We start from the raw sequence: 25155 nt of genomic DNA, 5'->3' as shown, positions 1-25155 counted from the left end.
TCGGGTGCGAGCCAGGCCGGGGTGCGGGTCGGGCTCGGGCACGGGTCGCCTCCTGGGTGCGGGTCGGGTGTGGCGCGGCCGGGTGTGGGCGCGACTTCGGGTGCGAGCCAGGCCGGGGTGCGGGTCGGGCTCGGGCACGGGTCGCCTCCTGGGTGCGGGTCGGGTGTGGCGCGGCCGGGTGTGGGCGCGACTTCCTGGGTACGGGCCCGGTCCTGGGTACGGCTGGGTCTGGCGCAGCTGGGGTGCGAGCCAGGCCGGAGTGCGGGTCGGGGTCCTGGGTACGGGCCGGGGTGATGGATGTGGGCGAGGTCCTGGATGCGGCCGAGTCTGGCGCTGCTGGGATGCGGGTCGGGCTCGGTGCGGGTCGGGTGTGGGCGCCAGCCGGATGTGAACCGGGCCGGGCTTGAGCGCACGCCAGGCTTGGGTGCACGCCAGGCTTGGGTGCACGCCAGGCTTGGGTGCGGATTTGGCTTGGGCAGAGCCTGGTTGAGGATGCGGGCGGAAATTGGTGGCGGGCCGGGTTTTGGTTGCGGGTCAGGGCTTTGAGCTCGGACCGAGACTCGGGATCCGGACCGGCACTCGGGGCGCGGTCCAGGGCTTTGGTTCGGCGGCTTGGTTCGAGGGACAGATCACGATCCTGGGCGGCCTTTTGGCTCGGCCTCGGGCAAGGGCACTCAGGGGCAGCGGTTCCCGCGCGAACCGAGGCGCCTCGGCGCGCGCGTTGGGTCGCGGCCTGGCGCGGGGTGCGCCAGGCGCGCTGTGCTGCGGGGCTGGTGGATGCCTTGCTGGGTAAGGGTTAGCCGACTGCGGCCGGGATGCGGGCGGGCGTGCGGGGTGGTGGGGTTCGGCGTTCCAGCACCGCGCGTTCCAGTTGGCGGGCTGGGGACTCGCCCAGGAGTTTGCGGGCCAGGGCCGTGCCTCGGGGTGGGGCGAGGGCCAGTTCCATGCGCAGGGCCTGGACGCCAACGAAGTGGCTCACCTCCTCCAGGATGGCTTTGGTGTCGGGGATGGACTTGGTTCGGCGGACCGCGTCGATCGCGGCTCGTTCCAGCGGGGCCGTGTGGAAGCCTCGGCGGACCACCGGTTTTGGGAGGCGGTCTGTGTGTTCCACGCGCAGGGCGCCGTAGCCCATGGCTCTGGAGCGGCGTGGGGCCAGGACGTGGATCGGGCCCAGCAGTGGGATCGCCGACTTCATGCCGTGCAGGCAGAGGGCGTCGAAGGCGGTGAGCATGGAGCCTTCGCCCGCGTACATGAGGGCCGCGTGGACCAGCTGGGTGCGGCTGGGGCCCGCTCGGCTCAGGAGCAGGATGCCCGGTAGGAGGCGTTGCCAGGGGCCGCCTGGGCGGCAGCGTTGTTCTACCAGGGGCGGGGTCAGTCCTATGTGGAGCAGGGCGGCTGCCGGGGCCACTCGGTGGTCGAAGAGGGTGCCGAGGGCTTCCAGGTCGATGGGGTGGCGCATGGGTTCATCTTGCGCCGGGTTCGGGTGGGGGAGGTGGGGTGATCCGGAAGCTGTGGACAACTTCCGGGTTGTGGACAAGTCGCGATCACTCGGGCTTGGGTTCGAACTCGGCTGTCCTGTCCGGACTGTTGCCGAGCAGTGACGCCGGGCGGACGGCCAGTGAGCCGAAGCGGGAACGGGCCTGGTCAGCGGCTTGTTCGGCTTCGCGCCAGCCGCGTTCTGGGGCGTCGAAGATCAGTTGCTGGGCGGAGTCTGCGCTGTCAAGACCCTCTATTCGGACGCCGATCAGGCGGACCGCGCCGGGCGGGACCTGGGTGTCGAGGAGCTCGGCGGCGGTGCGGTAGACCTCCTGGGTCACGTCGGTCGCCACCGGCAGGGTGCGTGAGCGGGTGATCGTCGTGAAGTCGGAGAAGCGGACCTTGATGGAGACGGTTCGGCCGCGCAAACCCTTGGCGCGCAACGAACCCGCCGAACGTTCCGACAGGCGCAACAGCTCGCGGCGCAGCAGCTCGCGGTCGTAGTGGTCGACCTCGAAGGTTTCCTCGGCGCCGATCGACTTCTCGCGAGTCACGGGCACGACCGCGCGCTCGTCCACGCCGGCGGCCAGGGCGAAGAGGTGCTCGGCGAGAGCGACGCCGACCATGCGGCGCAGGCGGGGCAACGGGGTCGCGGCGACGTCGGCGACCGTCTCCAGGCCCAGTTCCTCAAGGCGCGCAGCGGTTTTGGCGCCGACGCCCCACAACGCGGACACCGGCAGCGGGTGCAGGAAGTCCAGCGCGGCGTCGGACGGCACGACCATCATGCCGTCGGGCTTGCACATGCCGGAGGCGAGCTTCGCGAGGAACTTCGTCGACGCCACGCCCACCGAACACGTCACCGCGTGCTCGGCGAACACGCGCGACCGGACCAGCTCCCCCACGCCTCCCGGCGTCAGGCCCAGACGGCGAAGTGCACCGCCGACGTCGAGGAACGCCTCGTCGAGAGAAAGCGGCTCCACCAGCGGCGTGATGTCGCGGAAGATCGCCATGACCCCGCGCGAGACCTCCTGGTAGAGGTCGAACTGCGGCGGCAGGTACACGGCGTGCGGGGCCAGGCGGCGCGCGTGCGCGGTGGGCATCGCCGAGCGCACGCCGTACTCGCGGGCCAGGTAGTTGGCGGAGCACACGACACCGCGGCCACCGACACCACCGACCACGACCGGCACCGAGGCGAGCTCGGGTCGTTCGCGGATCTCCACCGACGCGTAGAACGCGTCCATGTCGACGTGCAGCATCCGGCAGCCCGTGTCATCGGGCCAGACGCCATCGCGGGCACGGAACCGATCGCGCAGGCCGCGTGGCAGGTTCGCACTGCGACCCATGAACACCCCCTCGAACGCCAGTTCGAGGAATCCTACAGTTTGTACACGCGCGCCGCGTTCTCCGACGCGATGAGGCGCGCGATCCGATGCGCGTCCTCTTCCAGAAACGCGTCACGACGCAGACCGTCGGACAGGAAGTCGGACAACGCGCGCCGGAACAGCGACGCGCCGAGGTAGTACAACTCGGGCAGGCCGAAGGCGTCCGACGAGAACAGGAACTTGCCGTAAGGCACGATCTCCAACGCCTCCGCCAGCACGCGCGGCGCCTGATGCCCCAGCCCGTGCGTGGCCAGGCCGAGATCGCAGAACACGTGCGGGAACACCTGCGCGAGATACCCGGCCTGCCGGTGGAACGGGTAGTTGTGCAACAACAGGATCGGTACACCCAGACCGGCGGTCGCCCGCAGGAACGGCGTCAGCAACGACGGGTCACATCGGTGCAGATCGATGTCCGAGTCGCCATAGCCCACGTGGAACTGCAACGGCAGCCCGGCGTCCAACGCCTCCCACGCCAGCCACGTGATCACCACCGGATCGGCCAGCCGCCCACCCGGCCACGCCCGCACCGCCGCGAGAACGTCCGCATCGGCCGGCCGCACCCCGGGCAACGCGAGGCCGATCCGGTACGCCGCAACGGATTTCGCCCCGACCGCACCGCCGGAAGCCAGCCGCGCGCGCACCGCCGCCACGAACTCGGCAGGCGCGACCGAAGGCCGCAACGACTCAGCCAGGTGCTCCAGCCGCACGATGTCGTGCGAAACCGCCCCCGCCAACGACGACAGCTCCGCGCCCGACAGCAGCCGATCCGGCTGGAACCCGCCGTCCACCAGGAACGTGTGGATCCCGGACGCCATCAGGAACGTCCGCGACACCTCGGTGATGTGCAGCGAATTCCTCCGTTCGAGGTACGCCGAGGCCGACGCGTGCCGGGGCAGGTCCAGCAGCGGCGCGCACCACCGCCGCACCGCGAACCCCAGCGCCGAGTCGAAGAACGACCCGCCCGACGGTCCCGCGGAGTCGCCCTCCAGGAGCAGCGACTCGAACTCCTCACGCGTGCTGTCGACGCGCAGCACACCGTGGCAGTGGTGATCTATCAGCCCGAGTTCGGCGACGAACGGCAAGATGCCCATAACCTTAGGATCGTGGACTCTGCCGAGCGGGACCAGCGGTTCGACCGGGCGACGGAACTCTTCGACGGGCTGAACGCCAGGGACGTGCGCGTCGTGGCGCTCACCTGGGTCGACAACAGCGGCATCACGCGAACGAAGTCCGTCCCCCTGCGCCGGCTGGCCCACGCGGCGGCGCACGGCGTGGGCGCCTCACCGGTGTTCGACGTGTTCCTGTTCGACGACTGGATCATCCAGGGCCGGTTCGCCGGCGGACCGGTCGGCGACCTGCGCCTGCACCCGGACCTCGACCGCCTCACGGTGCTCGCGGGCCAGCCGGGCTGGGCCTGGGCACCGGCCGACCGCCACTTCCAGAGCGGTGTCCCGTACCCGATGGACCAGCGCCTGCAGGCCCGCAGGGCGCGGCAGAACCTCGCCGACCACGGCCTCACCGCCAAGGCGGGCTTCGAGATCGAGTGGTGCGTCGGCAAGCCCGGCACCGACGACTACGTCCCAGCCACGAGCGGTGCCGCCTATGGACACGCACGGCAGGTAGAGCTGTCCGACTACTGCGTGGACATCCTCACGGCGTTGGACCAGCAAGACGTCGAGGTCCTCCAGTTCCACCCCGAGTACGCGGCGGGCCAGTTCGAGGTCTCCACGGCACCGGAAGACCCGGTCGCGGCAGCGGACACCGCCGTACTCGTCAAAGAGACCATCCGCGCCATCACGATCCGCCACGGCATGCGCCCGTCGTTCTCCCCCAAGGTGGTCAACGGCGGCGTCGGCAACGGCGGCCACCTGCACCTCAGCATCTGGCGCGACGGAACGAACCTCTTCGAGGACTTCCAGGACGAGGCCAGGCAGTTCAGCGCGGGCGTCCTCAACCACATCCGCGCGTTGTGCGCTATTGGTGCTCCCTCTCTCGCGAGCTACCTCAGGCTCGTACCGCACACGTGGTCGGCACCGTTCGTGGCATGGGGCGAAGAGAACCGCGAGACGGCACTCAGGCTCATCCGGGACAACCTCGAGATCAAGTGCTTCGACCTGACCGCGAACCCGTACCTGGTCGTCGCGGGCGTGATCGCGGCCGGTCTGGACGGCATCGCCACGCAGGCCGCGCTCCCGGAAGGCCTCAACGTCGACCCGGCGCTGCTGGACGGCGTGCCGAGACTGCCGACGTCGCTCAGGGAGGCGGTCGAGGAGTTCGAGAAGGACTCAGTGCTCACCGAAGCGCTCGGCAAGGAGCTGGCGGGCACGATCGCGGACGTGCGGCGCGGCGAGATCGAGCGCTACAAGGACGCCAGCCCGCAGGGCATCGCCAACGTCACTCGCTGGCGCCACTGAGCTCCTTGCGCAGCCGCGTCAACGCCCGGTGCTGAGCCACCCGCACCGCACCGGGCGTGGAGCCGACCGCCTCGGCCGTCTCCTCCGCCGACAACCCCACCACCACACGCAGCACCACGATCTCGCGCTGCTTCTCGGGCAACACGCGCAGTAGAGCAGCCATCTGCGCGGACAGCTCCCCTTGCACCGCAAGCTGCTCCGGTCCGGCCTCCGCGTCCACCGACTCGGGCAGCTCGGGCACGGGCTCCGCGCGGTTCCTTGTGAAGCTCCGGTACGAATCAGCCACTTTGTGCGCCGCGATCCCGTACACGAAGGCCAGGAACGGCCGCCCCTGGTCGCGATATGACGGCAAAGCGGTCAACACGGCGAGGCACACGTCCTGCGCAACGTCGTCCGCCGACGCGAACGACCCAACGCGCGCACGGCAGTACCGCACGACCAACGGCCTGATGGTCCCGAGCAACCGGTTGATCGCCGCACGATCCCCCGCCACGGCCAGCGCGACGTGGCTGTCCGCCGCCTCGGGACGGTGGGAGTAGTAGGAGGGCGCCGGCGGGTCGACCGGTTCCTGGCCGCCCACGCCCGTCGTCCGCTCGACCAACGAGTCGAGCGTCTCCTTCGACACGTCGACCGCACCTCCCACGGACGAGTGCTGAACGGCCTCCGCGGGGACCTTGCGATGCAGACCGGGTGTGAACTCCACGCGGATCACCATTCCTCGTCCGTGTGCTGGCGTGCGGTGAGGCGTGCGCGCCGGAGTCGTCCCTCGACGGCACGCGGGGTGAGCCGCGTGAGCTCGGCGATCTCGGCGTGCGAGTAGCCCTGCTCGTGCAGGATCAGCAACCTGCGGCTGTCCTCGCTCAGCGCCGCGAACGCCGCGTTGGCCGCCTGCTGCTCGACGACCGCGTCCTCGGGGTTCCCCTCGGCCACGACCTGTTCGAGCGAGGCGAACGAGTCCAGCAGGTCCACGTCCCGCCAGCCGCTCATGCGCGTCTGCCAACGCCGGTAGACGTTCGGGAACGCCAGCACGCACGCGTTGACGAAGTACTCGTTCAACGGCTGCCCGTGCTCTACCGACCACTCCCTGCCGAGCAGGCCGCGTTCGCAGAAGATCACGAACCCCTCGAAGACCGCGTCGCTCGCGAGCTCCTCGGCCTCGTCCCGCGGAATGACCTGTTGGTGCAGGTACCGGCCGTGACGGCCGCAGCGGGCGAACATCGCCCCCGACCGCACGAGCTTTGTAACGATCGTCAGTCCGTGCCCGAGAAGCTGGCGGTGGAACTGGTCCCAGCGCGACCCCGTCAGTCCTGACTCGCGGAAGTGCTGCACGAGCACCCCGTCGACGCGCAGCCGTTCGGCGGCGTGCGCTGGGTCAGAACTCCTCATGCCCTTAGGTATGTCGTTTGGATGCATTTAGCCCACGCGCCCAAACGAGATTCACCCGATCGGGACACTGGCGGCGACGATCTCCTTGCGCAAACGCCCCAATGCCCGGTGCTGAGCGACCCGAACGGCGCCCGGCGTCGACCCCACCGCCTCGGCAGTCTCCTCGGCGGAGAGACCCACCACCACGCGCAGCACGAGGATTTCGCGCTGCTTCTCCGGCAACATCCGCAACAGCTCGCCCATGGTGCCGTTCAACTCGACCTGAAGCGCGAAGTCCTCCGGCCCGGTGCCGCGCGACGGTTGGTCGGGCACCTCGGCCATCGGCTCGGCACGGTTGCGGGCGAGAGCGCGGTGCGCGTCGGCGACTTTGTGCGCCGCGATGCCGTAGACGAACGCCAGGAATGGCCGGCCCTGCTCCCGGTAGTTCGGCAGCGCCGTCAGGACGGCCAGACAGACGTCCTGCGCGACATCGTCCGCGGTTGTCGCAGAACGCCCCACACGTGCGCGACAGTACTTCACCACCAACGGGCGCAGGTAGCGAAGTAGCTGGTCAATGGCCCTGCGATCGCCCTGCACGGCCAGGTTGACCAGCTCCGCGGATAACGCCGAACTTTCCATTCGAAGCTTCCCCTCCTCGACATCCCGAGGGAGAGACGTGCGGAACGTCACTCCTTATGCGGAAAGTAGGGAGAAGCTTCAAACGTCACCCGAACGGAGCAACCATCAGCGGTTGGTAATAGGCGTGGAGCGACCACTCCGTGTAACCGAAACCGGCGCGTTCCGCCAATTCGGTGAGTTCATGACGGGTAATCGCCCAATATCGTGCCTTGCTCACCACAACGCGCCACGAATCGGCCTCGTGCAGCTGGAACATCTCCAGCTCGTACTGGTCGCCGTCCCAGCGCCAGAGCTGGAACGACACGACACGACCAGGCCCAACAGACGGTGGCGTCGACAATGGCCGTTCGCGCCGGATCGTGTCGTAGTCGCGCGTCGAGATGATGAGCCGACCGCCGGGGCGCAATACCCGCCGCATCTCTCGCAGCGCCGCGAGGACGTCATCCGCAGTCAGCAGGTGGGGCAGCGCGTTGTCCGCGGCGAGCACGACATCGAACGAGGCATCGGCGAACGGCAACGCGCGCATGTCCGCCGCGAACGCGGGCAACGACACCCCACGCGCGGCAGCCTCCACAACGGCCCGAGAAGCCGCCTTGCCACTGAGATCCGACCCGACGACGGAGTAGCCGCGCTGAGCCAGACCGATCGCCTGCGTACCGATGCCGCACGCACAGTCCAGGACGCGCGCGCCGGACGGGATGAACTCCGAGAGCTGCGCCGCCTGCCGGGCCATCGACGCGTCCCAGTCCGGGAACATCAGGTCGTACGTCCCGGCCAGCCCGTCGTAGAAGGCGCCGGTCAAATCAGCTCCTCGACCCCCACCGACGACCGCAGCTTCGCCAGCGCCCGGTGCTGAGCCACCCGCACGGCGCCCGGCGTCGACCCGACCGCCTCGGCCGTCTCCTCGGCCGACAGCCCGACCACGACCCGCAGCAGCAGGATCTCGCGCTGCTTTTCCGGCAACCCGTTCAGCAGCCTGCCCAGCCGCACCGAGAGCGACCCGAGCAGCGCGTTCTCCTCCGGGTCGACGGCCAGCGACGGCCCGTCCGGCACCTCGGCGACGGGCTCGGACCGGTTGCGCGCCGAGACCCGGTGCGCGTCCGCGACCTTGTGCGCGGCGATGCCGTAGACGAACGCGAGGAACGGCCGGCCCTGGTCGCGGTACGTGGGCAGGGCTGTCAGCACCGCCAGGCAGACCTCCTGCGCCACGTCGTCGGCCGACGCATACGCCCGTTCGTTGCGACCTACGCGCGCGCGGCAGTACCGCGACACGAGCGGTCGCACGGACGCCAGCAGCCGTTCGACGGCACGCCGGTCCCCCGCGACGGCCTCGTTCACGAGCGAGGCCAGCAGGTCGGAGCTCTCCATGGCGTTGGTCCCTACTTCGGCAGCGGAGCCACCAATCTTTCGCCGCAAAGTCGTTTGGGGCCAGCCATCAGGACCACAAAAGTCCCGACTGCAAACCCAAATGATCAAACACGGTCAGGCGGTGCGGCGGGCCAGTACGTGCAGTCGAGCGGCCACGTCCCGCAGCGGAGACCGTGTGGCAGCAGCCAGTTCCAGTTCGGCGAGCGCGTCGGCGGCGCCGGGGTTCGCGTCCAGCACCACGCCGGGCACGAGGTCGGACACGATGCCATGACCTTGCAGGACCTCGACGGAAAGTCCCGCTTCCAGGACCAGCTTCTCAAGTCCTGGAACGTCGAACCTGCGTTGCAACGGATCACGCGTGCCCGCGAGCTGACCCGCGTCGTCGTCCAGCAACCGCCGAGCGTCGACGATACGGCCTGCGATCGCGCGGTGCAGGATCGCCGCGAACCGGTTCGCGACCAGCACCGACACCGCGCCGCCCGGCGCGACGGCCGCGGCCAGCGAGGTGAGCGCGGCGGGTGCGTCGTCCACGACCTCCAGCAGGCCGTGCGCGAGCACCAGATCGGCCTCACCAGCGGGAACACCGAGGGAGTCGGTGTCGCCCTGGACCGCGTTGATGGTCACCCCGGCCTCGCGCGCACGGGTGTTCAACGTGGCCAGCGCGTTCGGCGACGGCTCGACGACCGTGACCGCGCAGCCCGCCGCGGCGAGGGGCACGGCCCAGACACCGCTGCCACCACCCACGTCGAGGACGCGCGGAGGTTCGCCGCCACGACGTGTGCGGGCGGCGGCCAGTTCGGCGTCGAGCACCCTGTGTACGGCGTCCGGTCGCATGGCAGTAAGAGTAGGAGACCCTAGAGTGGGTCTGTGCATACGGTGTCCGTGCTCAGCCTCAAGGGAGGCGTCGGCAAGACGACGGTGGTCCTCGGCCTCGCCTCGGCCGCGCTCCGTCGTGGCGTCCGCACGCTGGTGATCGACCTCGACCCGCAGTGCAACGCCACGTCGACGCTCGAACCGGAGGAGTCCAAGGCGAGCATCTACGACGTCCTGCAGGACCCGTCCGAGGAGAACCTGGAGCAGGCGATCCGCCCGAGCAGGTGGGGCGACGGCATCGACGTGCTGTCCGGGTCGGAGGACGCCGAGCTGCTCAACCATCCGGACCCGAACGAGTCGCGGCTGCACCGGCTGAAAGACGCGTTGCGCACGTTGCGGGACATGTACGACGAGTTCCCGTACCACCTGGTGCTGCTCGACTGCCCGCCGTCGCTGGGCCAGCTGACCCGCTCGGCGCTGGTGGCCGCGGACCGTGCGTTGCTGGTCACGGAACCGACGATGTTCGCGGTGGCGGGCGTGCAACGGGCGTTCGAGGCGGTGCAGAACGAGCGCGAGCAGAACAACGCGGACCTGCAGCCGCTGGGCGTCGTGGTGAACCGGGTGCGGCCGCGGTCCCACGAGCACCAGTTCCGCATCGACGAGCTGCGCGACATCTTCGGCCCGTTGGTGATGCCGGTGGCGTTGCCGGACCGTCTGGCCGTGCAGCAGGCACAGGGCGCGTGCATGCCCATCCACGAGTGGGGCACGCCGGGCGCGCGCGAGGTGGCGCTGGCGTTCAACCTGCTGCTCGCCCGCATCCAGCGCATCTCCCGCAGCCGGCGCCGCGCGGTGCACCAGGACTTCGACGACGACGAGATCCAAGAGGCGGTGGATGCCTGAGGGCGACACCGTCTTCCTGGCCGGGCACCGCATGCACGAGGCCCTGGCCGGGAAGACGCTGCGGCGCGGCGAACTGCGCCACCCCCGGCTGTCCGCACTGGAGCTGGCCGGGCTCGACGTGCTCGGGGTGCGCACCTACGGCAAGCACATGTTCACCCGGTTCTCCGACGGGAACAGCCTGCGCAGCCACTTCCGGATGGACGGCGCGTGGCACCTCTACCGGCCGGGCGAGCGCTGGCGGCGGCCCGCCCACCAGGCCCGCGCGGTGTTCGAGGTGGACGACCGGCAGGCCATCGGTTTCGCGCTGCACGACCTGGAGTTCGTGCCGACCGCGCACGAGGATCGGCTGATCTCACATCTCGGGCCCGACCTGCTCGCACCGGACTTCGACGCCGCTGAGGCCGTTCGGCGGTTGACCGAGGACCATTCGCGACCTGTTGGTCTCGCATTGCTGGACCAGCGGATCATGGCCGGTGTCGGGAACCTGTACCGCGTCGAAGTCTGTTTCCTGTTGCGGGTTTCGCCGTGGGCGCCGGTGTCGTCGGTCGACGCGGAACGCGCGGTTGCGTTGTCCCGCAAGCTCTTGCAAGCCAACCAGTGGCGGCCGGAGCAGATCACGACGTCTGATCCGCGGGTCAAGAACTGGGTTTTCGAGCGCACCAGCAGACCGTGCGTGCGTTGCGGCACAAGAGTCCGATCGGGCGATATGGATGCCAGAACTGTGTACTTCTGCCCCAATTGCCAATCCGTTTGAACCGCGGCCGTGTTCTGTTCGTGTCCTCGAACATGGCGGTCAATCTGGATGCTCTGCGCCCCGGTTTCACCGAGGACCCGTACGCGGTGCTGAAGGACCTGCGGGAAGCAGGCCCCGTGCACCAGATCGAGGTCTTCGGCATGTCCATGTGGCTGGTGACCCGCTACGCCGACGTGCGCGCCGCGCTGAACAACCCGTTGCTGGCCTCTCACGGCTCCGCAGCGGGCCCAGTACCGCGCACGTACCCCATGGTGGCCGCCGGGTGGTTCAGCGACGTTGCGGACCACATGCTGATGAGCGACGTACCGGACCACACGCGCCTGCGCCGTGCCGTGTCGCGTGAGTTCACCCCACGCCGCATCGCCGCGCTGCGCCCACGCATCGAGCAGGTCGCGTCGTCGTTGATCGACTCGTTCGTGCACGACGGCCAGTGCGACCTCATCTCGTCGTTCGCCTCGCCGCTGCCGGTCACGGTGATCATGGAACTGCTCGGCGTGCCCGAGGTCGACCGCGAGAACTTCAAGTACTGGGCCGACGTCGTCACCGGCGTTAACGAGGGCGACCACGAGCTGGTCGCGGGCATCCACGAGGAGGCGTCCGGGTACCTGCGCGACCTGGTGGCGTGGAAGCGGACCTCCGGCGACACCGACCTGATCGGGTCACTGGCCCGCGTGACCGGCGAGGACGCGCTGAACGACCGCGAGCTGGTGTCGTTGGCGTTCCTGCTGCTCGTGGCCGGTTACGTGACGACGATCGACCTGATCGGCAACGGCACCCTGGCCCTGCTGCGCAATCCCGAACAGCAGGAGCTGCTCGCGCGGTCGCCGTCGCTGCTGCCGGGCGCGATCGAGGAGTTCCTGCGGTTCGACCCGCCGACCTCGCACGCCACCATGCGGTTCGCACGGCCGGGCCTGCAGATCGGCGGTGTGCCGATTCCGCCGGGCGACGTCGTGCTGCTGTCGCTCGCTTCGGCCAACCACGACGCGGCGCGCTACCCGCGGGCCGACGTGCTGAACATCGAGCGGGCCGACCGGCAGCACCTCGCCTTCGGGCACGGGATCCACTTCTGCCTGGGCGCGCCGCTCGCGCGGCTGGAGGGTGAGATCGCGTTCCGGACGTTGCTGCAACGGTGCCCCGGGCTGGTGCTGAACCCGGACGAGCCGCTGGCGTGGCGGGTGTCGGTCAACATCCGCGGGTTGAAGTCGCTGCCGGTGCGGTTCCGGACCAAGCCGGCCATGCCGCTCGACGAGCAGGCAACGATCAAGGTGCCCAAGCTGTCCTGACTCGCGTAACGGCATTGCCGGAAGTCGGCAATCATCAACGTGAGCCAGCCGATGACCGTCCCAGTTCCAGTCCACCCTCCACCACGCGCCCCCGCGGCACGGGCGTTCGAGGCCGTCTACCAGGCCGAGTTCGACGTCGTGATGGCGTACTTCGCCCGGCGCACCGCCGACCCGCAGACCGCCGCCGACCTCACCGCGGACACGTTCGTCGCCGCCATCACGTCGTTCGGCGGCTTCGACTCCTCTCGCGGTACCGCGCGCGCCTGGCTGTTGGGCATCGCCCGCCGTGTGTTCGCACAGCACTGTGAGGCCGTCACGCGCGGCCGCGACGTCGTCGTGCGAATGACCGGTCGTCGCGCGCTGTCCGGTGACGAGATCGACGATCTGGTGGGTCGCATCGACGCCGAACGCGCGGGCCGCGACCTGGTCGCCGCCCTGTCGGCGTTGCCGGCGCTGGACCGCGAAGTGATCGAGTTGGTCGACGTGGTCGGCATGACACCGAAGGAAGCCGCGGCGGTGCTGGGCGTCTCGTCCGGCGCGGTGCGGATCAGGCTTTTCCGGGTGCGCGGCAAGATCCGCGACCTGGCTGCGGGCGGGGGACAGCGATGACTTTCAAGGACAACCTCCTGGACGACCTGATGAGCGAGCACGGTGCGGCGCTGGTCGACGTGCCGGAGCAGCGCAGCAGGTCCGTGCGGCCGTTGCTGGTGGCGGCGGCGGTGCTGGCGGTCGCGGGCGCGGCCACGGTGGCGATCACCACGAATGGCAACGCTCCCGAGGCCTGGGCGGTCACCAAGAACGCCGACGGCAGCGTCACGGTGACCATCCGGGACGTCAAAGGAGTCGACCAGGCCAACGCCAAGCTGCGCGAGTACGGGATCGGCGCGAAAGCGGTGCCGATGTCGAAGGACTGCGCTCCTCTCGACGAGAGCAGGCTGGACCTCCTCGGCGGCTACAAGATGCCGCGCATCGGTGAGGACGGCTCGGTCACGATGAGCCCCGGCGACATCCCGGCCGGCTACACGGTGCTGCTGGGCGTCTCGAACATGCCGAACCGCGCCACCGGGCTGAGCTTCACCGGTCCGCACCGCGACCCGGCGCCCGACTGCCTCGCCGAGGTCGGCAGCTGAGGTCCACGCGCCCACCCTGAACTGGCGTTATAGGGTGGGCGCGTGGTTTACAAGCAGGTGGTTCGCAGGGCGTTGTTCGGGATGCACGGCGGCGACGCGGAGCGGGTCCACGAGACCACGCTGAACGTCATGGCCCGCCTCAGCCCGCTGGCCAGGTTCGCCCGCAACCAGAACAACCCGCGCACGGTGTTCGGCGTCCGCTTCCCCAACCCCGTCGGGCTCGCGGCGGGCCTGGACAAGGACGGCAGGGCGCTGCCGGCGTGGGCCGCGCTGGGGTTCGGGTTCGTCGAGGTCGGCACGGTCACCTGGCACGCGCAGCCGGGGAACCCGAAGCCGCGGCTGTTCCGGTTGCGCGAGGACGAGGCGATCATCAACCGGATGGGCTTCAACAACGCCGGAGCCCAGGCGCTGGCGCGGAAGCTCGACCGGACGACGCTGCGGGCGCCGCTCGGCATCAGCCTCGGCAAGTCCAAGATCACGCCGGTCGAGGACGCCGTGCAGGACTACCTGAACTCGCTCGAAGCGCTCAGGGACCACGGCGACTACTACGCGATCAACGTCAGCTCACCCAACACGCCCGGTCTGCGCAGCCTGCAGGACAAGGGGGCGCTCACCGAGCTCGTGCAGGCCCTCACCGCGGCCACGGACAAGCCGATGCTGGTCAAGATCGCGCCGGACCTCACCGACGATGCCATCGAAGAGGTGATCCAGGTGTGCGTGGACAACGGCATCAAGGGCCTCATCGCCACGAACACCACACTCAGCCGCGAGGGCCTCAAGAGCGTCCATCGGAGCGAGACCGGTGGCCTCAGCGGCCGGCCGCTCACGCACCGGGCGAACGACGTCGTCCGGTTCATCACCAAGAACAGCGAGCTGCCGGTCATCGGGGTCGGCGGCATCGCGACGGCCGACGACGCCAAGCGCATGATCGACGCCGGGGCGAGCCTGGTGCAGATCTACACCGGGTTCATCTACGAGGGGCCGGGGCTGGTCAGCCGGATCAACCGGGCCCTGAGGTGAGCGTGCGCTCGACGTGCTCCCAGCGGCCGACCGGACGGCAGCCGCGGAGCACCGTCAGCAGTGAGCGCACCACCGCGACGAAGTCGACGAACACGATCACCATCAGCAACGGGTAGGCCAACGGCACCAGCGCGAGCAACGGTGTCTTGGCCCGCCACGGCTCGGTCAGGTCGCCGACGATCGTGAAGAAGGCGACGCCCGTGTACAGGGCGCACAACAGCAGGATGCCGGTGAACCAGCCGGTCTGGAATGTTGCGCTGACGACGACGTACACGAAGAGCGGCTCGAACAGCACCAGGACCTCTGCTGCTGCCGTGTACGGCAGGTGCAGCCACGAGAGAAGGCGCGAGCAGGACGTGCCGAAGAAGAGCGAGCGGTGTTTGTAGAACGCTTGCAGACGGCCAAATTTCCAGCGGAACCGTTGCCGCAGCAGTCCGTGCAGTGACGGCACGGCCTGCGTGTGGGCGATGGCGTCGGCGGCGAAGATGATGCGCCAGTCGTGGTTGCCGCGCACGGACAGGATCTTCATGGAGAAGTCGATGTCCTCGGTCATCGTGTCGGTGTCGAAGTAGCCGCACGCACGCACGATCGACGTGCGGAACATCGAGCCGACACCGCCGATCACGTACTCGCAGTTGAACACCGTGTAGCCCTGCTTCAACCGGTGCACCACGGCGTATTCGAGCCGCTGCACCCACCCCAGCACGCCCCGCGGGCAGGCGATCTTCACGTTGGCCGCGGCGGCGAGCACCACCGGGTCGGCGAAGTGCGCGACCATCCGCGAGACGGCGGTCCTGGACAACGTCGAGTCCGCGTCCAGCACCATCACCAGCCCGTCGCCGACGAGGCGCATGCCGGTGTTGATCGCCGCGGCCTTGCCCGCATTCGGTTGCGAGACCACCCGAACGCGCGCGCCGAAGCCCTGCAGCGCGGCGACCGTGCCATCGCTCGAACCGTCGTCGACGACGATCACCGACACGTCGGCGTAGGTGCTGCCGAGGACGGACCGCACCGCGCGAGCGACGCACAGCTCCTCGTTGCAGGCCGGGATGACGACCCACACCGGTGGCGCGTACGGCACCGGACGTGCGCGGTGCAACGACAGGTCGTAAAGATCAGCCGCGACCAGGACGACGCACACCCGCACCACGCCGATCGTCGCCAACGGCACCATGAGCCATGTCAGCGAGGTCATCGGCGGTACCGGAGCAGGAGGATGCGGGACGCGACGAGACTGCCCGCGATGACGGAGCAGGCGAGGAACAACACCACGTAGTACGCGGCGACCATGACGGAACTCCCTCCGTGGACCGGAAGGAGGATCGGTCCGAAGTGGAGGGACGAAAACCACACAAAGGTGTGGCCACTAGTGGTGTGGCTCGGAACGTTGCCGGGGGAATTCGCGGTCAGACGGGTGCATCGTGGTGCCGCGAGCGCCCTGCTGAGCGTGGATTACCTCGCCAATGTTCCGAGACGCGCCACTAGTTACGACGTGCTGCCCTCAGCCAGCGCATCACCGGGTGCAGGATCACGACCAGCAGCGAGCCCCAGACCATGCCGCCCATCTGCAGGTCACCGATCTCGATGGTCAGGTCGCCGACGCCCGCCACCAGCGCCGCGCCGCCGACCATCGCGTTCGCCGGGTTGGCCAGGTCCACGCCGCGGTCCATCCAGATGCGGACGCCGATGAGCACGATCAGGCCGTAGAGCACCAACGTGCAGCCGCCGAGCACACCCGGCGGGATGGTGCCGAACAGCGCGATGGCCTTCGGGGAGAACGCGAGAGCAGCGGCGAACACACCGGCGAACGCGAAGGCCGCCGTCGAGTAGACACGGGTCACGGCCATGACGCCGATGTTCTCGGAGTACGTCGTCGTACCGGCGCCGCCACCGAGGCCGGACAGCGCGGTCGAGAGGCCGTTCGCGATGATCGCGTCACCGGCGCTGCCGTCGAGGTTGCGGCCGGTCAGGGCCGCGACCGCCTTCACGTGCCCGACGACCTCGGCGACCAGCACGATCACCACGGGCAGCATCAGCAGCACCACGGACGGGCGCAGTTCCGGCTGGTAGAGCTTCGGCAGGCCCACCCACGCGGCGGCGCGCAGGTCCGCGAACTTCGAGTCCGGCACGGCGCCGAACACCACGCCGCCGAGCCAGATCGCGACGAAGCCCACCAGGACCGAGAACCGGAACAGCAGACCGCGACCCAGCACGCCGGCCAGCAGGATCACCACGGTGGTCAGGGCGGCCAGCAGGGGCTGCGCGGCGAAGTTCGAGGTGGCCTGGTGCGACAGGTTCAGGCCGATGATGATCACGACGGCGCCGCTGACCACCGGCGGCATGACCGACTCCAGCAGGCGGACGCCCAGCGCCTTGACCGCGATGCCGACGACGATGACCAGCAGGCCCGCGGCGACGACGCCACCGAGCTGGGCCGCGGTGCCCTGTTCACGGGCGGCCACGAGAGGTGCGACGAAGGCGAAGGACGAGCCCAGGTAGCTCGGGACGCGGTTCTTGGTGATCACCAGGAACAGCAGCGTGCCGAGGCCGGAGAACAACAGCGTGGTGGCGACGGGAAGACCGGTGATGGTGGGGACGAGCACGGTCGCGCCGAACATGGCGACCAGGTGCTGCACACCGAACCCGATGGTGAGCGGCCAGCTCAGCCGCTCCTGCGGTGCGACGGTTTCACTGTCGGTGATCCGACCGTCCCCGTGCACGGTCCACAACGCCAACGCACTGCCTCCCGGCAACCCAGCCGGACTTCCCGCAGACCGGCCCCGGAATCCTGCCACGCCATGTAGTGGCTACGGCTAGATAACGGTCTGATAATCACACGATCGCCGTAAAGATCTCTACAGGGAACCGCCGAATAGCGGCACGCAACTACAGAGCGTGAGGCTCAGTACGCTCGATAGCCTGACACGTCTCGCATTGCAGACGCGAGACCGGCCATGTGGTCGGTGGCGTCGTCGAGCACCTGACGCGGGTCCTGGAACGCCGTGCTCGCCGCCAGCGCCTGACCGGCGGCCGCCACCAGCGAACAGTAGCGGTCCACGCCGTCCGCGAGTTGGATCCTGAGCACGCGCACACCCTCGACCAGCGGTGCGCGCTCCAACGGCGGTGCGGTGTTGCGCGCCTGTTCCACGGCCTGGAGCTGCGCGGACACCGCGCGGATGGCCGCGGAGGCCTCCTGGGCCGTCTGCCGGGCGTGCTGCACGGACTCGGTCGGCATCGACGTGAGCGTCGGCGAGTCGAGCTGCCGCAGCAGCTCGTGCATCGTGTCCTCGGCGCCGTGCAGCTTCTCCATCGGGATGCGCGCGGCCGAGATGTGCGCGGGCAACGGCGGCCGGACCGCGGGCGGTGGCGTCAGTTCCAGCCGCTGCTTCGAGGCTTTGAGCTCGCGCAGCTTGAACCCGCTGCGCACGGCGAGCAGACCGGGCAGCGCCGCGCCGATCGTGCCGCTGACGGTGGCCCACGTGCCGAGCACGCCGGTGAAGCCGAAGACGGCCAGCGTGCCGAAGATGGTGATCAACGCCAGCCAGAACGTGAGCACGGCGTTGGTGCGCTTGCGCTTGCGTTCCAGCTTGGCGCGCGGGTCGTTCCACTTCTGCAGGCGGTAACGCGCCTGTTCGGCCAGCGGGTGGCCCTGGAGCGACGCACCCAACTCGTTGACGACCTTGCGGACGATCTCGTTGTTGGGACGGTTTCTCCAGGGCTCCATGATCACCTGCTGACTCCTCCCCCGTGGCGCAGCGTCAGTGCTGAGCCGGCGGGACCTGCTGCTGCGTGGTCTTCTGCTCCTGCTGCACGCGCTGCGCGATCTCGGCCTGGATCTGCGCCGCCGCGCTGTTGCCCGCGGTGACCTGCGGCGGCGTGCTCGACGCACCGCCGGACATGGACGCGCGGATCTGCTCCAGCCGCGAGGCGCCGGCGAGCTGCGTGGTCGAGGCCTGCACCTCGAGCATGCGGCCCTGCACCGAGTTCTGGGCCAGCTCGGCCGACCCGATCGCGGTGGCGTAGCGCTTCTCGATCTTGTCGCGGACCTCTTCGAGCGACGGCACGTTGCCGGGCGCCGCGAGCTCGCTCATCTGGGTCAGCGACGCGGAGACCTGCTCCTGCATCTTCGCCTGCTCCAGCTGGCTGAGCAGCTTCGTGCGCTCGGCGAGCTTCTGCTGCAGCATCATCGAGTTGCGCTCGACCGCCTGCTTGGCCTGTGCGGCGGCCTGCAGCGACTGGTCGTGCAGCGTCTTGAGGTCCTCGATGCCCTGCTCGGCGGTGACGAGCTGGGTGGCGAAGCCCTGCGCGGCGTTCTCGAACTGCTGGGCCTTCTGCTCGTCACCCTTCGAGCGCGCCTCGTCGGCGAGCACGAGGGCCTGGCGGGCGGAGGCCTGCAGCTTCTCGACCTCGCCGAGCTGCCGGTTCAGCTTCATCTCCAGCTGGCGCTGGTTGCCGATGACGGCCGCGGCCTGCTGAGAGAGCGCCTGGTGCTGACGCTGCGCCTCCTCGATGGCCTGCTGGATCTGCACCTTCGGGTCAGCGTGCTCGTCGATCTTCGACGAGAACGATGCCATCAGGTACTTCCAGAACTTAACGAACGGACTGGCCATCTCCTACGCCTGCCTTCTCGGTGCCGGTGTTGGATCCATCGTCTCAATTGTGCGTCGGCGGTTCCACCAACCTGGGGAGATATCCGGGAAGACCCCGACCCTCCCCGGGACTTTGGAGTGAACGCCCGACGGCGCCCAATCCTGCCCGCACCCGCGCCCCGAGACGCGGTGACCCAACGTGCTGTGGCCAAGCCGTTGCCTGCCGCCCAGCGTGCTGGCGTCGTTGTTGAGTTGAACGTGCGAACGGGCAATCTTGTTGCAGACCGTCACGTGGCGGGGACCACAGCCCGTCGACGTTCACCCGAATGCCAGCGACCCCGCCCACTCGAACGTGGACGGGGTCGGAACGACATGGGATTACGCCGCGACGACTGCCTTCGGCGTCTTGCCGATCTTGCTCGTGAGCCGGTGACTGAGCATCGGCTGCAGGCGCAGGTCGGACAGGTCGTCCGAGAGCGTGGTCGGCAGCACCCGGCCGCCTTCCAGCTTCCCGCGATCCGAGCGGCCGTCGGGGACGGTGTCCGGCACCGTGTCCGGCGTCTGCGAGACGGCGCCGATGTCGGAGGCGACGTGGTGCAGCAGTTCGGACAGCGGCAGCTCTAACGCTTCACAGATGGCCGCGAGGAGCTCGCTGGACGCCTCTTTGCGGCCGCGCTCCACCTCGGACAGGTACCCCAGGCTCACGCGGGCGGTCCGAGAGACCTCGCGCAGCGTGCGGCGTTGGTTGGTGCGGGCATGGCGAAGCCGATCACCGATCGCCTCGCGCAGCAGCACGGTCATCGCGCGCCTCCTTCCGGCCGGCCGTGTCCCTACGTTACCGATCGACACCGACAACGGGCAGTGACTTCCGAACACGTCCGCCAAGGGCGAACGAACGCGGAGTCATCGTTTGTTCCCGTCCTCGGTCACCAGCAGGTAATCCGACAGCAGGACCAGCGCTTTTTCCACGGCTGTGAAACGCACCGCTTTTCTGTCACCACTCACCGTGATGGTCCGCACTGTGGACACTCCAGGCCCGCTCAAGCCGATGTGGACCGTTCCTGGAGCGACACCGTCCTGCGGATCAGGTCCGGCGACGCCGGTGAGTCCGATTCCCCAGTCCGATTTGCACCGGTTCCGGGCTCCCTCAGCCAGTTGGATCGCAACGTCGGGGTGCACGGCTCCGTGCTCGTCGAGCAACTGCTGGTCCACGCCGGCGAGCTCGTGCTTGAGCTCGGTGGCGTAGACGATCAACCCACCGCGGACCACGGCACTCGCCCCCGGTGTGTCGACGATCGTCGCGCACAGCAGACCCGCGGTCAGCGACTCGGCGGTGGCAACGGTCTGCCCGCGCGCCTTCAGCAGTCCGACGACGTTCGTCACGCCACCGCCCTACCCGCGCGAGCCTTCAACTTAAACGCGCGGACGACGTAGTCGATTCCCGTGACGACGGTGAGGATCAGCGCGGCGGCCATGATCACCCACGCGATGACCTCGATGACGTCGTTCTGCGGCAACAGGAACAGCCCGATCGCGATGACCTGCAGCAACGTCTTGGCCTTGCCGCCGCGGCTGGCCGGGATCACGCCGTAGCGGATCACCCAGAACCGCAGCAGCGTCACGCCGACCTCGCGCACGGCGATCACGATCGTGATCCACCACGGCAGCACGTCGAGGATGCTCAGGCCGACCAGCGCCGATCCGGTGAGCGCCTTGTCCGCGATCGGGTCGGCGATCTTGCCGAAGTCGGTGATCAGCCCGTGCTTGCGGGCGAGCGTGCCGTCGATGTGGTCGGTGAAGCTCGCGACGGCGAAGATGCCGAACGCGACGAGCCGCCACGTGGTGTCGAAGCCGCCCGCCGCGAACAGTGAGAGCAGGAAGACCGGAACGAGTGCCATCCGCGCCATCGTGAGGACGTTGGCGACGTTGAGCAGCGGGACCTTCCTGGCCTCCGTCATGTCCCCAGCACCTCGACCACTTCCACGACCAGGTCCACGCCCTCGGAGTCGACCACGCGGCACCGCACGAGGTCACCGCGCTTGAGGTCCTCGCCTTCGAGCACGATGCACTCGCCGTCGACCTCGGGCGCCTGGTGCTCGGCCCGGCCGACGCAGTCGCTCTCCTCGTCCTCCTCGTGCTCGATCAGCACGACGACCTCGGAACCGACCCGGTCCTCCGCGCGCTGGCTGGTGAGCTCCTCGACGAGGTTGCCGATGCGCTGCACCCGTTCCGCGATGGTGTCGGCGTCGAGCTTGCCGTCGAGGTTCTCGGCCTCCGTGCCGTCCTCGTCGGAGTAGCCGAAGATGCCGACCGCGTCGAGCCGCGCCTCGGTCAGGAACCGCTCCAGCTCGGCCAGGTCCTCCTCGGTCTCGCCGGGGAAGCCCACGATGAAGTTGCTGCGGATGCCCGCCTCGGGCGCGTGCTCGCGGATCTGCCACACGAGCTTGAGGAAGCTGTCGGTGTCACCGAACCGGCGCATGCGGCGCAGCACGTTCTCGCTGGAGTGCTGGAACGACATGTCGTAGTAGTTCGCGACCTTCTCGGTCTTCGCGATGGCGGCGACGAGGCTGGGCTTGGTCTCGGCCGGCTGCAGGTAGCTCACGCGCACCCGCTCGACGCCCGGGATGCTCGCGAGCCGCGGCAGCAGCTGCTCCAGCGCACCCTGCTCACGCGGCAGGTCCTTGCCGTAGCTGGTGCTGTTCTCGCTGACGAGGAACAGCTCCTTGACGCCGTTCTCGGCGAGCCACATGGCCTCGGAGACGATCTCGTCGGGGTGCCGCGACACGAACGCGCCGCGGAAGCTCGGGATGGCGCAGAAGCTGCACCGGCGGTCACACCCGGACGCGATCTTCAGCGGTGCCACCGGGGCGTCGTCGAGGCGCTTGCGGGGCGTCTTGGTGGGGCCCCAGCCGTGGCCGGGCACCTGGACCGAATCCTTGGCGTCCTGGCGCTTCACCGGCGTGATCGGCAGCAGCGTGCGGCGGTCCACCGGCACGTGCGACTCGACCGGCTTGCCGTGCAGCACGTCGTTGAGGCGCTCGGCGAGGTCGTTGTACTGGTCGAAGCCCAGCACGGCCGCGGCCTCGGGCAGGCTGTCCGCGAGCTCCTTGCCGTACCGCTCGGCCATGCAGCCGACCGCGACGACCTTGGCACCGGTGTCGGACGCGGCCAGCAGCGTGTCGACCGAGTCCTTCTTGGCCTGCTCGACGAAGCCGCAGGTGTTGACGACGACGACGTCCGCTTCGGCGCCCTCGTCCACCAGCTCCCAGCCGCCCTCGCCGAGGCGTCCGGCGAGTTCCTCGGAGTCGACCTCGTTGCGGGCACAGCCCAGGGTCAGCAGCGACACGCGTCGCGGAGTGGTGGGAGAAGACACGGTGCTCAGCGTAACCGGGTGGGGTGCCGTGGCTTTAATCAGCGCTGCAACAGCACCTCGACGAGTCGCCACATGTCCGTGGACGGGTTACCCGGTCCCAACTCCTTGGCGCGCTTGATCGCCGACTCGACTCCCTCGTCGAACATCGCGTAGTCGACCTTCGTCTTGTCGTAGTCGGGAACGTGCCTGGTCAACAGCTTGCAGCACGCCTTGCCGTTGTCGACGTGCGCGCGATGATCGGCGAAGTGAAGGATCAGCCAGATCTCGAAACAGGGGTTGGACACGACCAGTTCAACGCCCAGACGTTCAGCTGCCGAACGAGCCGCCTGCACGTCGAACTCATCAACATCGACAACACACCAAACGCCGTCGTACTCGTCGGCGGTGAAGATGCGTTTCGCATACCTCACCAGGTTCTCGGGCGAGTCGGTCCTGGATCTCACTTTGATGCGGGCACGGCGGGCCTGAGCCAGCCCGTTGAGGTAGGCAGGCTCAGTTCGTTCGCCGCCGGTCACCACGAGAACGTGGCCAGGACGCAGTGCACGCGTTCGACCACGTCGCGACTGCGTGTTCTCCCGTCTTCTGTCACGCTTCGCCACGACCACCTCTGACGATGTGCGTGAACCTGTCTTCGAACAGCTCCGGTACGGCCCCATAACGCCCAGCGAGATAGCGCCGTTCAAGATTGTCCTCGCTGCGGGGTTTGAAGTCCGTCAACGGGTACAGCGTGCTGGCCCCGGTCGACTTCTCCTTCTCGACGAACCAGACCTCGTCCCTCGCGAGCACCTCTTCGTCGAATGGCGCGTGCAGGAGCGTGGCGTCGTGCGTGGTGAAGATCAGCTGGCCACCCGTCGGATTCACGCGATCATTGTTGAAAAGCGAGATCAGGCGCATGGTCAGCAGGGGGTGGAGACTCGCGTCGATCTCGTCGATGACGAGGCAGCCGCCGTCCCGCAGCACCGAGAGAACAGCAGGTAGAACACCCAGCCAGGACCTCGTACCCGCCGACTCCTCGTCGAGCCGAAACGGTTCCGCACCGCCGCGGTGAACTAAGAGAACGCCTGGCTTGCGCGACATCAGTTGACCATGACCGCTGATGAACAGACGGTTCGCCGAATCCAGCAACCGAGCGGTTCCCGCACCATCGACGACCTGCGAATGCGGCACAACGACGAACCCGTCCGGCGACTTGAAGGACGACCAGTCGTCGGCAGCCCACAACCTTTCGCCACCTCTGAGCAGAACGAAATCTTCACGCGCGTCACTGACAATTATGTCGTTGATTCCGACATCTGCCGCACGCACAAGTTCGACCAGCTCACCCTTGAGCTCCGGCCGGGCGTGCAGGAATTCTGCGATCTCCAATTCAAGTGCCCGTCCCCCTACCGGAGACTGGAACCGCATGGAGTTCACGAACCAGCGGTATACCGGCAGCACCCAGGAAACCTTGAGCTGAGCGGCAAGGCTAACCAGAAGCGCATTCGGCCGGAGCATCGTTTCCAGGACTTCCAGCGCGGACTTCGAGTCGTCGAGCGTGCTCCCGAACTTGATGTCGTCACCAACACGCTCGAACAGGATCCGCTTGCGCTTCTCCGGATAGCTGTACAGCCACTCCTCCCGAACGCGTGCGTCGTCCACCTCAACGCCGTAGGTGTACCGCACGCCGTCCTGGATCAACTCGACCACGTACATGGACGGCTCAGCACGCTTACCCGCATCAAGCTTGAACGAGCGACGACCGACCACACCTGCGTCAGGCCCCCACAAGGCGAACGAGTCCCGCACCGCGTCCGCCATGAACTTCAGGCCGTCGAGCAGGTTCGACTTACCAGAGGCGTTGGCACCATAGATCGCCACGACCGGCAGGGCATCGCGTTCCTTGACGTACGCAGGCATGAGCAACAACTCGTGCTCGTCGCGGAACGAGCGATGATTCTCCAGCCGGAAGCTCCTGAGCACCGAAACCACCTCCGCCAAAGCCTTTCAAGCCGTCTTGTGCAAGTAAACCGCACAGAACGACCCCTAGCTTGCTCCAGCGACAATCCCGCAAGCAAGCACACCGCCGCGCACCGGTCACGAGGGGCCAGCCCATACTTGACGGTTGTGACCAGTGGGGTAGTCGTGCGGCGTGCCCGCACCAGCGATGTGCGCGCCATGAAGGCGTTGATCGACGGGTACGCGGGGAAGGTCCTGCTCGCCAAACCGCTGGTCACCCTGTACGAGGCGGTGCAGGAGTTCTGGGTGGCCGAACAGGACGGTGAGCTGCTCGGCTGCGGCGCCCTGCACGTGATGTGGGAGGACCTGGCCGAGATCCGCAGCGTCGCCGTCTCCCCCATGGCGCTGGGACGCGGCGTGGGTCACCGGATCGTGGCGCAGCTCGTCGCCCTGGCGAAGGAGCTGGAGCTCAAGCGGATCTTCGTGCTGACGTTCGAGACCGAGTTCTTCGGCAAGCACGGGTTCGTGGAGATCGAGGGCACGCCGGTGAGCCCCGAGGTCTACGAGGAGATCATGCGGTCCGTCGACGAGGGTGTCGCCGAGTTCCTCGACCTCAGCTACGTGAAGCCCAACACGCTCGGCAACAGCCGGATGCTCCTGGAGCTCTAACTATTCGAGTAATCACTCGAATAGTCTTGACTCGACGAACGGCGC

Annotated in this window: 27 protein-coding genes; 8 read left to right on the top strand and 19 right to left on the bottom strand. The window is 68.4% G+C overall.

All coding sequences use genetic code 11. The features are described from left to right. Positions 1-796: 796 nt before the first annotated feature. The 3 genes from ACWEIJ_RS17780 to ACWEIJ_RS17770 all read right to left on the bottom strand — a co-directional run bounded on the left by ACWEIJ_RS17780 (position 797) and on the right by ACWEIJ_RS17770 (position 3949). Positions 797-1459 carry a hypothetical protein gene (locus ACWEIJ_RS17780; protein WP_449838256.1) on the bottom strand — a complete coding sequence of 221 codons (663 nt, stop codon included), beginning with the start codon at positions 1457-1459 and terminating at the stop codon, positions 797-799. Positions 1460-1544: 85 nt separating this feature from the next. After that, positions 1545-2819 carry a DNA polymerase IV gene (locus tag ACWEIJ_RS17775; RefSeq protein WP_449838255.1) on the bottom strand — a complete coding sequence of 425 codons (1275 nt, stop codon included), beginning with the start codon at positions 2817-2819 and terminating at the stop codon, positions 1545-1547. Positions 2820-2851: 32 nt separating this feature from the next. Beyond that, complete coding sequence (locus ACWEIJ_RS17770) at positions 2852-3949, bottom strand: amidohydrolase family protein (RefSeq protein WP_449838254.1); 1098 nt, start codon at positions 3947-3949, stop codon at positions 2852-2854. A gap of 12 nt (positions 3950-3961) precedes the next feature. On the opposite strand from ACWEIJ_RS17770, the gene ACWEIJ_RS17765 reads away from it, so the two are divergent. Beyond that, on the top strand, positions 3962-5272 hold the full coding sequence (locus ACWEIJ_RS17765) for a glutamine synthetase (RefSeq protein WP_449838253.1): 1311 nt from the start codon (positions 3962-3964) through the stop codon (positions 5270-5272). On the opposite strand, the gene ACWEIJ_RS17760 is transcribed toward ACWEIJ_RS17765, so the two are convergent. The 6 genes from ACWEIJ_RS17760 to ACWEIJ_RS17735 form a co-directional block, all read right to left on the bottom strand. Beyond that, positions 5253-5771 (bottom strand): sigma-70 family RNA polymerase sigma factor, encoded by a 519-nt coding sequence (locus tag ACWEIJ_RS17760; protein ID WP_449838614.1) that lies wholly within the window; start codon positions 5769-5771, stop codon positions 5253-5255. The two genes, ACWEIJ_RS17765 and ACWEIJ_RS17760, sit on opposite strands and share 20 nt — an antisense overlap. A gap of 209 nt (positions 5772-5980) precedes the next feature. Next, positions 5981-6658 carry a sigma factor-like helix-turn-helix DNA-binding protein gene (locus tag ACWEIJ_RS17755; RefSeq protein WP_449838252.1) on the bottom strand — a complete coding sequence of 226 codons (678 nt, stop codon included), beginning with the start codon at positions 6656-6658 and terminating at the stop codon, positions 5981-5983. A 51-nt stretch (positions 6659-6709) separates the two neighbouring features. Continuing rightward, complete coding sequence (locus ACWEIJ_RS17750) at positions 6710-7276, bottom strand: sigma-70 family RNA polymerase sigma factor (RefSeq protein WP_449838251.1); 567 nt, start codon at positions 7274-7276, stop codon at positions 6710-6712. Positions 7277-7361: 85 nt separating this feature from the next. Continuing rightward, the gene (locus ACWEIJ_RS17745; protein WP_449838250.1) at positions 7362-8078 is read right to left on the bottom strand and encodes a class I SAM-dependent methyltransferase; all 717 of its coding nucleotides are present in this window, start codon (positions 8076-8078) and stop codon (positions 7362-7364) included. Then, positions 8075-8644, bottom strand: a complete 570-nt coding sequence (locus tag ACWEIJ_RS17740; RefSeq protein WP_449838249.1) for a sigma-70 family RNA polymerase sigma factor — start codon at positions 8642-8644, stop codon at positions 8075-8077. Before ACWEIJ_RS17740 ends, ACWEIJ_RS17745 begins: the two co-directional genes overlap by 4 nt. A gap of 114 nt (positions 8645-8758) precedes the next feature. Continuing rightward, positions 8759-9478, bottom strand: coding sequence for a class I SAM-dependent methyltransferase (locus ACWEIJ_RS17735; protein ID WP_449838248.1), 720 nt, complete (start codon positions 9476-9478; stop codon positions 8759-8761). Between the two features lie 33 nt (positions 9479-9511). Here ACWEIJ_RS17735 and ACWEIJ_RS17730 point away from each other — a divergent pair, with 33 nt between their 5' ends. The 6 genes from ACWEIJ_RS17730 to ACWEIJ_RS17705 are packed head-to-tail and all read left to right on the top strand — an operon-like array spanning position 9512 to position 14544. Further along, on the top strand, positions 9512-10357 hold the full coding sequence (locus ACWEIJ_RS17730) for a ParA family protein (RefSeq protein ID WP_449838247.1): 846 nt from the start codon (positions 9512-9514) through the stop codon (positions 10355-10357). After that, positions 10350-11111, top strand: coding sequence for a DNA-formamidopyrimidine glycosylase family protein (locus ACWEIJ_RS17725; protein WP_449838246.1), 762 nt, complete (start codon positions 10350-10352; stop codon positions 11109-11111). Before ACWEIJ_RS17730 ends, ACWEIJ_RS17725 begins: the two co-directional genes overlap by 8 nt. A 32-nt stretch (positions 11112-11143) precedes the next feature. Next, positions 11144-12394 carry a cytochrome P450 family protein gene (locus tag ACWEIJ_RS17720; RefSeq protein WP_449838245.1) on the top strand — a complete coding sequence of 417 codons (1251 nt, stop codon included), beginning with the start codon at positions 11144-11146 and terminating at the stop codon, positions 12392-12394. A 51-nt stretch (positions 12395-12445) separates the two neighbouring features. Next, positions 12446-13003, top strand: a complete 558-nt coding sequence (locus tag ACWEIJ_RS17715; RefSeq protein WP_449838244.1) for an RNA polymerase sigma factor — start codon at positions 12446-12448, stop codon at positions 13001-13003. Then, positions 13000-13524: a hypothetical protein gene (locus ACWEIJ_RS17710; RefSeq protein ID WP_449838243.1), complete on the top strand. Its 525-nt coding sequence runs from the start codon at positions 13000-13002 to the stop codon at positions 13522-13524. The genes ACWEIJ_RS17715 and ACWEIJ_RS17710 overlap by 4 nt, the downstream gene beginning before the upstream one ends. Before the next feature lie 42 nt (positions 13525-13566). After that, on the top strand, positions 13567-14544 hold the full coding sequence (locus ACWEIJ_RS17705) for a quinone-dependent dihydroorotate dehydrogenase (RefSeq protein ID WP_449838242.1): 978 nt from the start codon (positions 13567-13569) through the stop codon (positions 14542-14544). Here the strand turns inward: ACWEIJ_RS17705 and ACWEIJ_RS17700 are convergent. From ACWEIJ_RS17700 to ACWEIJ_RS17655, 10 genes are all read right to left on the bottom strand, one after another. Beyond that, on the bottom strand, positions 14525-15739 hold the full coding sequence (locus tag ACWEIJ_RS17700; protein WP_449838241.1) for a glycosyltransferase: 1215 nt from the start codon (positions 15737-15739) through the stop codon (positions 14525-14527). The two genes, ACWEIJ_RS17705 and ACWEIJ_RS17700, sit on opposite strands and share 20 nt — an antisense overlap. A gap of 286 nt (positions 15740-16025) precedes the next feature. Then, entirely contained in the window at positions 16026-17279 is a 1254-nt protein-coding gene (locus tag ACWEIJ_RS17695; RefSeq protein WP_449838240.1) for a uracil-xanthine permease family protein, read from the bottom strand. A 167-nt stretch (positions 17280-17446) separates the two neighbouring features. Continuing rightward, positions 17447-18268, bottom strand: a complete 822-nt coding sequence (gene pspM / locus ACWEIJ_RS17690) for a phage shock envelope stress response protein PspM (protein ID WP_449838239.1) — start codon at positions 18266-18268, stop codon at positions 17447-17449. A gap of 34 nt (positions 18269-18302) precedes the next feature. Next, on the bottom strand, positions 18303-19154 hold the full coding sequence (locus ACWEIJ_RS17685; protein ID WP_449838238.1) for a PspA/IM30 family protein: 852 nt from the start codon (positions 19152-19154) through the stop codon (positions 18303-18305). Between the two features lie 357 nt (positions 19155-19511). Next, positions 19512-19934, bottom strand: a complete 423-nt coding sequence (locus ACWEIJ_RS17680; RefSeq protein WP_449838237.1) for a helix-turn-helix domain-containing protein — start codon at positions 19932-19934, stop codon at positions 19512-19514. Between the two features lie 102 nt (positions 19935-20036). Further along, a complete protein-coding gene (locus tag ACWEIJ_RS17675) occupies positions 20037-20516 on the bottom strand; it encodes a CinA family protein (protein WP_449838236.1) in 480 nt (159 codons plus the stop codon). After that, entirely contained in the window at positions 20513-21091 is a 579-nt protein-coding gene (gene pgsA / locus ACWEIJ_RS17670) for a CDP-diacylglycerol--glycerol-3-phosphate 3-phosphatidyltransferase (protein ID WP_449838235.1), read from the bottom strand. Before pgsA ends, ACWEIJ_RS17675 begins: the two co-directional genes overlap by 4 nt. After that, positions 21088-22506, bottom strand: a complete 1419-nt coding sequence (gene rimO / locus ACWEIJ_RS17665; RefSeq protein WP_449838234.1) for a 30S ribosomal protein S12 methylthiotransferase RimO — start codon at positions 22504-22506, stop codon at positions 21088-21090. The genes pgsA and rimO overlap by 4 nt, the downstream gene beginning before the upstream one ends. A 38-nt stretch (positions 22507-22544) precedes the next feature. After that, positions 22545-23021 (bottom strand): RloB family protein, encoded by a 477-nt coding sequence (locus tag ACWEIJ_RS17660; protein WP_449838233.1) that lies wholly within the window; start codon positions 23019-23021, stop codon positions 22545-22547. A gap of 70 nt (positions 23022-23091) precedes the next feature. Continuing rightward, a complete protein-coding gene (locus ACWEIJ_RS17655; protein WP_449838232.1) occupies positions 23092-24465 on the bottom strand; it encodes an AAA family ATPase in 1374 nt (457 codons plus the stop codon). A 144-nt stretch (positions 24466-24609) separates the two neighbouring features. Between ACWEIJ_RS17655 and ACWEIJ_RS17650 the strand changes: the two genes are divergently transcribed. Further along, positions 24610-25110: an amino-acid N-acetyltransferase gene (locus ACWEIJ_RS17650; protein ID WP_449838231.1), complete on the top strand. Its 501-nt coding sequence runs from the start codon at positions 24610-24612 to the stop codon at positions 25108-25110. Positions 25111-25155 lie beyond the last annotated feature (45 nt).

This window comes from Lentzea sp. NPDC004789 (genome assembly GCF_053601075.1).
Note: the sequence above shows the minus strand (reverse complement) of the source record. Positions and strands in the feature narration are given on the sequence as shown.